This window comes from Microvirga sp. HS2, from assembly GCF_055792805.1.
This window is the reverse complement of the sequence record NZ_JBVVAJ010000075.1, coordinates 1-6,100: the sequence shown is the minus strand read 5'-3', so window position 1 is coordinate 6,100 and position 6,100 is coordinate 1. Positions and strand designations below refer to the sequence as shown.

General features: G+C 61.5%; 4 protein-coding genes and 3 pseudogenes. 5 read left to right on the top strand and 2 right to left on the bottom strand.

The features are described 5' to 3' along the window. Both ACS5Q0_RS27200 and ACS5Q0_RS27195 read left to right on the top strand, forming a co-directional pair. A pseudogene (locus ACS5Q0_RS27200) lies at positions 1 to 209 on the top strand (tripartite tricarboxylate transporter permease); the annotation flags it as partial. A gap of 117 nt (positions 210 to 326) precedes the next feature. Beyond that, positions 327 to 1,055: pseudogene (locus ACS5Q0_RS27195) on the top strand (PrpF domain-containing protein). Here the strand turns inward: ACS5Q0_RS27195 and ACS5Q0_RS27190 are convergent. Then, entirely contained in the window at positions 949 to 1,629 is a 681-nt protein-coding gene (locus ACS5Q0_RS27190; protein ID WP_473129745.1) for a GntR family transcriptional regulator, read from the bottom strand. The pseudogene ACS5Q0_RS27195 and the gene ACS5Q0_RS27190 sit on opposite strands and share 107 nt — an antisense overlap. Before the next feature lie 363 nt (positions 1,630 to 1,992). On the opposite strand from ACS5Q0_RS27190, the gene tcuA reads away from it, so the two are divergent. The 3 genes from tcuA to ACS5Q0_RS27175 all read left to right on the top strand — a co-directional run bounded on the left by tcuA (position 1,993) and on the right by ACS5Q0_RS27175 (position 5,582). After that, a complete protein-coding gene (gene tcuA / locus ACS5Q0_RS27185) occupies positions 1,993 to 3,381 on the top strand; it encodes an FAD-dependent tricarballylate dehydrogenase TcuA (RefSeq protein ID WP_473129746.1) in 1,389 nt (462 codons plus the stop codon). Beyond that, a complete protein-coding gene (gene tcuB, locus ACS5Q0_RS27180; protein ID WP_473129744.1) occupies positions 3,368 to 4,525 on the top strand; it encodes a tricarballylate utilization 4Fe-4S protein TcuB in 1,158 nt (385 codons plus the stop codon). The genes tcuA and tcuB overlap by 14 nt, the downstream gene beginning before the upstream one ends. 91 nt (positions 4,526 to 4,616) lie before the next feature. Then, positions 4,617 to 5,582, top strand: coding sequence for a Bug family tripartite tricarboxylate transporter substrate binding protein (locus ACS5Q0_RS27175; protein WP_473129743.1), 966 nt, complete (start codon positions 4,617 to 4,619; stop codon positions 5,580 to 5,582). 49 nt (positions 5,583 to 5,631) lie between these two features. Here ACS5Q0_RS27175 and ACS5Q0_RS27170 read toward each other — a convergent pair. After that, positions 5,632 to 5,960: pseudogene (locus tag ACS5Q0_RS27170) on the bottom strand (DDE-type integrase/transposase/recombinase); the annotation flags it as partial. Positions 5,961 to 6,100 lie beyond the last annotated feature (140 nt).

Genomic DNA, 6,100 nt, shown 5'->3' with positions numbered 1-6,100 from the left:
TCGAGCCCGCGCCGATGCTGCTCGGCTTCGTGCTCGGCAAGCTGATGGAGGAGAACCTGCGCCGCGCGCTCATTCTGTCGCGCGGGTCGCTGGACACCTTCGTGACCCACCCGGTCAGCGCCGGCCTTCTGGCCGTGGCCGCCATCCTGCTCGTCATCGCGCTTCTGCCGTCCATCCGGAAGGGCAGGGACGAGGTGTTCACGGAGTAACTTGCCTTCGGTTGATGCTGTCGCCTGGTCGGACCCGGCATCGAAGATGGCCCTGTTTGCGACGGTACCACACCGAGAGGCTCTGTCTCGGACTCGAAGGACAATATCTCGGTGACGATGGCCATAGCCCTGATCAATAAGGTAGCTATCGTCCAAAAGAGTGAGAGGCCAGGAATCGACGTTGACTATTTGTTTACGCAAATTTGCGTGCAAAATAACACAATCGACTATTCGGTAAACTGCGGCAACATGATTTCAGCCGTAGGCCCATCTGCTTTTGACAAAGGCAGAGTGCCGGCTCAGGACGGCGAGACGCAGGTCAGCATCTACAACGTCAATACGAATAAGGAGGTCATTGCCACAATCCAAACTCCCGGACAGGCGGCATATCAAGGAAATGCCGCCATCAATGGCGGCATCGGTACAGCGGCGCTTGTCTGGCTCGACTAGCTCGATATGGCTGGAGCGAAGACCGGGGCGCTTCTTCCGACTAGCAGCATGGTCGACATTCTGGATGGTGTCCGTGTCAGTTGCATTGATGCAGCGGTGCCGATGGCGATTGCGGATACATCCGACTTTGGGCTAACGGGTTACAAGATTGCCGACGAGATTAACCGCAACCAAGAGGTGCTGGATCGCGTCGAGAGAATCCGGCGGCTAGCCGGATGGTCCGCGGGACGCATTAGCGGACACCCTTACCAGACTGTCCAGTCCCGGCCTGATTACATGCCTGCTCCAGCTAGCGGTCCTGCAAGAGCTTCAGGCGCGACCTCAAGGCTTCCCGGATGTGCGCCCGCGCCAGACTCTCAGCGCAGCCGGCATCATGTGCCGCAATGGCATCGATAAGGGCGCGGTGCTCTTCGGCCGCTGTCGAGGGCCTGCCCCCAATGCTGAATGTGGTCGCCCCCAAGAGGGCGATCCCATCCTGAAGTTCCTGCAAGGCGCTGTCGAGATAGCGGTTCCGAGCCGAGCGGAAGATCATCTCGTGGAAGGCCCGGTTCAGCCGGGCCATCTCGGTAGGGTCGTTCGACCGCGCCTCGAAGGCATTCTCCAGGTCAATGAGAGCATCGATCTCAGAGGGCGAAGCATGCTGGGCTGCGAGGCGGGCCGCGGCGCCTTCCAGGATTTCCCGCATGGCGTAGAGTTCAAGGACTTCGGCGGTTCCAAGACTGCGAACCACAAGACCTCGCCCTCCGGCTGGCTCCACGAGACCTTTTGCCAGAAGGCGCCCGAGGGCCTCTCGGACGGGCGTACGGCTGACCTGGAGGCGTTGGGCAACGTCCTCTTCTCGTAGCCGGTCACCCGGGCGGTAAATCCCGACGCGGAAAGCCTGGCAGAGCGACCGGAAGACCGCCTCGCCCAGTGGCATGCCGGAGTTCCGGCCAACTAGTTCCAGTTCGTGAGAGGGTTGATCTGCCATCCTTACTCCTGAGGACGCTGCTCGAATCTATGAAGCATCGAACATCTAGGTTGACTAGAGAGCGCGTCTGGATATGTTTGTATACAAAGGTGCTCGAAATTCAAGTTCTGAAGCAGGGCAACCTGAATGGGTGCAAGCCCCGCCATTGGCACCTTCGGCGGGGCAATCGGATAAGCATCGTCAAAGATAATGAAACGGGTGCTCGGCCGATGCTGCCACGCGTCAGCGTCAGATGGAGTTCCGGCAGGGATGCCAAGGGTTGGAGAGATGAAGGTGGGAACAGCGGCGTCGAGAGACTTTCCGCCGGAGACAGTGACAGAGGGCGCTCGCTCGATAGGACAGGCTGGGACGATTCCGATTGAACTGGCACGCAAGTACGACGTCGTGGTGATCGGCGGCGGGAACGCCGCGCTCTGCGCGGCGATCAGTGCCCGTCGGTCGGGCGCTTCCGTGCTCGTTCTCGAAGCGGCTCCCAAGTTCTACCGGGGCGGCAATACGCGCCATACCCGCAACATGCGTTGCGCGCACGACACCGCAACGGAGATCCTCACGGGCCCTTACACCGAGGAAGAGTTCTGGGAGGACCTCCTGCGCGTCACTGGAGGCCAAACGGACGAAGAACTCGCCCGCTTCATGATCCGCAAGTCGAAGGACATCCTTCACTGGATTGTCGAGCAGGGGGTGCGCTGGCAGCCATCTCTCGGTGGCACGCTCAGCCTCGGGCGCACGAATTCGTTCTTCCTCGGGGGAGGGAGGGCGATGCTGAACGCGCTCTACCGCACAGCGGAGGATCTCGGCGTCAACGTGCTCTACGACGCAGAGGTCGTTGATCTGGAGATTAAGGACGGCAGGTTCCAGTCGGCCACGGTCGCCTATGGTGGACAGCGATACAAGGTGCATGCAGCGGCCCTCGTCGCGGCAGCTGGAGGGTTCGAGGCCAACATCGATTGGCTGAAGCAGTACTGGGGAGACGTCGCCGAGAACTTTCTGATCCGCGGCACGCCTTACAACCGCGGATCCGTTCTCAAGATGCTGCTCGACAAGGGCGTGCAGCAGGTCGGCGATCCGACGCAATGTCATGCGGTGGCCATTGATGCACGGGCGCCGAAGTTCGACGGTGGCATCATCACCCGGCTCGACTGCGTCGTTTTCGGCATCGTGGTGAACAAGAACGCCGAGCGCTTCTACGACGAGGGTGAAGATATCTGGCCGAAGCGCTACGCTATCTGGGGGCGTCTCGTCGCAGCCCAGCCCGACCAGATCGCCTACATCATCTTCGATGGGCCCTCTCTTGAGATGTTCATGCCATCGCTCTACCCACCAGTGAAGGCGGACAGCATCCGGGAACTCGCCCGCAAGCTCGGGCTCGACCCGCAGGCTCTCGAGGCCACGGTCGAAACCTTCAACCGGGCCGTCCGCCCTGGCACCTTCGACCACACAATCCTGGACGATTGCCGGACCGAAGGGCTGACGCCACCGAAGACCCACTGGGCGCGGCACATCGAGACGGCGCCGTTTTATGCTTATCCGGTCCGTCCGGGCATCACCTTCACCTATCTCGGGACACGCGTGAACAAGGACGCCCGCATGATTATGGCCGACGGCACGGCTGCGGCCAACATGTTTGCCGCAGGCGAAATCATGGCTGGCAATGTACTCGGCAAGGGCTATGCCGCCGGCATCGGAATGACAATCGGCAGCGTCTTCGGACGGATTGCCGGACGGGAGGCTGCAAACAATGCACGCAACTGAAGCACTCAAAGAAGCCGAGCGGCTGATGACAGTCTGCAACTCCTGCCGCTACTGCGAAGGGCTGTGCGCCGTGTTCCCGGCTATGGAGATGCGACGCGCCTTCTCGGACGGGGATCTCAATTACCTAGCCAATCTCTGCCATAGCTGCGGTGCTTGCTACACCGATTGTCAGTTCTCGCCGCCGCACGAGTTCAACGTCAACGTACCGCAGACGTTGGCGAAGGTTCGCAACGACTCCTACAAGTTCTATGTCTGGCCGCAAGTGCTGGCGCCGCTCTTCGAGCGTAACGGCTTGGCGATCAGCGTGATTGCGGCGCTCAGCGTCGGCGTCTTCTTCTTCGGCCTGATGGCGATCAACGACCCGGCCGTGATGTTTGGCGTGCAGACGGGGCCAGGGGCGTTCTACCGGATCATGTCGCACAACGCGATGGTGGGCGTGTTCGGCGCCGCCTTTTTTTACGCCATTGGGGCCCTGATCATGGGCTTCCGCATGTTCTGGCGCGACATCGGCGAGACGCGGGAGACGCTGACGAACGGCATCTCCGTCAGGCAGGCGATGAAGGACACGATGGCGCTGCGCTACCTCGATGGCGGCGGGCCCGGCTGCTTCAACGAGGACGAGCGACCGAACGATCGTCGCCGCCTCTATCATCACCTGACATTCTACGGTTTCTTCCTCTGCTTGGCGGCGACCAGCACGGCGACCCTCTACCATTATCTTCTTGGAATGCAGGCGCCGTATCCTTGGTACGACTTGCCTGTGGTGCTCGGGACGCTGGGCGGGATCGGGCTCGTCGTCGGGCCAGCCGGCCTCATGTGGGCGAAGGTCAAGCGTGACCCGGCCCTGCGGGACGAGAACGGGCGCGGCATGGAGATGGCGTTCATCGCCATGTTGTTCCTGGTGAGCCTGACCGGCCTGCTGCTCCTGGTGCTGCGTGCGACCCCGGCGATGGGCACGATGCTCGCGCTCCACATGGGCTTTGTGTTCGGGTTCTTCATCACGATGCCCTACAGCAAGTTCGTTCACGGGATCTACCGCTTCGGCGCCCTCGTTCGCTACGCCAAGGAGCGCCGCGCCTTGCATGAGCCAACCCCGTCAAAGGCCAAGGCTCTCGCCATGCCCGATGCCAAAGCCGGAGCTTGATCGCATCACCCAACTGGCTTCGGACCGGCTCCAAGAACGGCCCAGCGCGACGTCAGCATTGGGCATGAACATTTTCCAAGGAGGATAAATTATGACGTTTAACCGCAGGACACTTCTCAGGCTGGCCGTGATCGCAGGCGCAGCCCTGCCCTCCGCTTCTTTCGCCCAAGCTCCGAGCCTGAAGATCATGGCACCCGCGGCTCCCGGCGGTGGCTGGGACCAGACCGCGCGCTCGGTTGCACAGGGCCTCATCGAGGCTGAACTCGCCAAGAGCGTGCAGGTCACCAACGTTCCAGGTGCCGGCGGGACGATCGGCATTGCCCAGTTCGTGAACGGCGCTAAGGGTGATCCGACCCAGTTGATGGCGAGCGGGTACGTGATGGTCGGAGCGATCAATCTGAACAAGTCGCCCGTCACCCTCGACCAAGTGACGCCGATCGCGCGGCTGACCGGCGAATGGCAAGCGGTCGCGGTTCCGGCAACCTCGCCGATTAGGTCGATGAGGGAGCTCGGCGAGATGATCAAGGTTGATCCGGGCAAGGTAACCTGGGCGGGCGGATCCGCCGGCGGGCCGGACCACATTCTCGCGGCCCTGATCACCAAGAACGTTGGCGCCGATCCGTCGAAGACCAACTACATCGCCTTCTCCGGCGGGGGTGAGTCCCTTGGCGCGTTGCTCGGCGGCAAGGTGACGGCGGGCATCAATTCCCTCGGCGAGTTCATGAGCCAAGTCCAGGCCGGCAAGTTGCGCTTGCTGGCGGTTTCCTCTCCGGACCGTCTGCCGGATGCGGACGCGCCGACACTAAAGGAGAGCGGGATCGATCTCGAGCTGTCCAACTGGCGCATGATCGTAGCGCCTCCCGGCATCTCGGCCGATGACCGTGCGCGGCTCACGAAGATGTTCGAGGATCTCGCCAAGTCCGAGACCTGGAAGAAGATCCTGGCCATGCGCGGTTGGCAGGACATCTTTCTGACGGGATCGGCGCTCGACGAGTTCGTCAAGACGGAGCAGGCCCGCACGCGTGACGTGCTGGCCTCTGTCGGGTTGGTGAAGTAATTGTCGATAGGATGACAGGATCTGCGGAAGGGCGCCTATGGGGCGCCCTTCACTCCCTGGAACATGGAGGGAAGGGGCTGAAGTCGCGCTGAGCGCCGATGTTGTTCGCTGGTGCACTGACAACCTGTCCTTTGCGGATCATCGCCATCACCTTATAGCCGGCAATCGTCCGGGTGATCGTCACGAAGCTCTTGAAGCCGAAACCTAGTCGAACCAAGCGCTTGATGCGCCTGTGGTCCTGCTCGACGATATTATTCAGGAACTTCACCTGCTTGAGTTTAGCAAAGCGCCGGAGCGTCCCCTCCCGCTTCATGGCTTTGTCGCAAGTGAGTAGGCGGCGTTCTCGCCAACCGTGATCGTCCGCGGCCTGACCGTATGTGCACCGTATGTGGCACTGTCATGTCTGGATGGCGCCCGTTTGGCAATGTGATTGTTGATGACGTTTGGGCCTAGCGGGGCGGGTGCAGTCATGTCTCCGGCCTTTGTGCGCGGTATGTCATAACCGCTGGCCCTGATGT

Excerpts from the sequence above, each read along its gene's own strand:
- ACS5Q0_RS27190 (WP_473129745.1), bottom strand. The coding sequence starts at position 1,629 with ATGGCAGATCAACCCTCTCACGAACTGGAACTAGTTGGCCGGAACTCC.
- tcuB (WP_473129744.1), top strand. The coding sequence starts at position 3,368 with ATGCACGCAACTGAAGCACTCAAAGAAGCCGAGCGGCTGATGACAGTC.
- ACS5Q0_RS27175 (WP_473129743.1), top strand. The coding sequence starts at position 4,617 with ATGACGTTTAACCGCAGGACACTTCTCAGGCTGGCCGTGATCGCAGGC.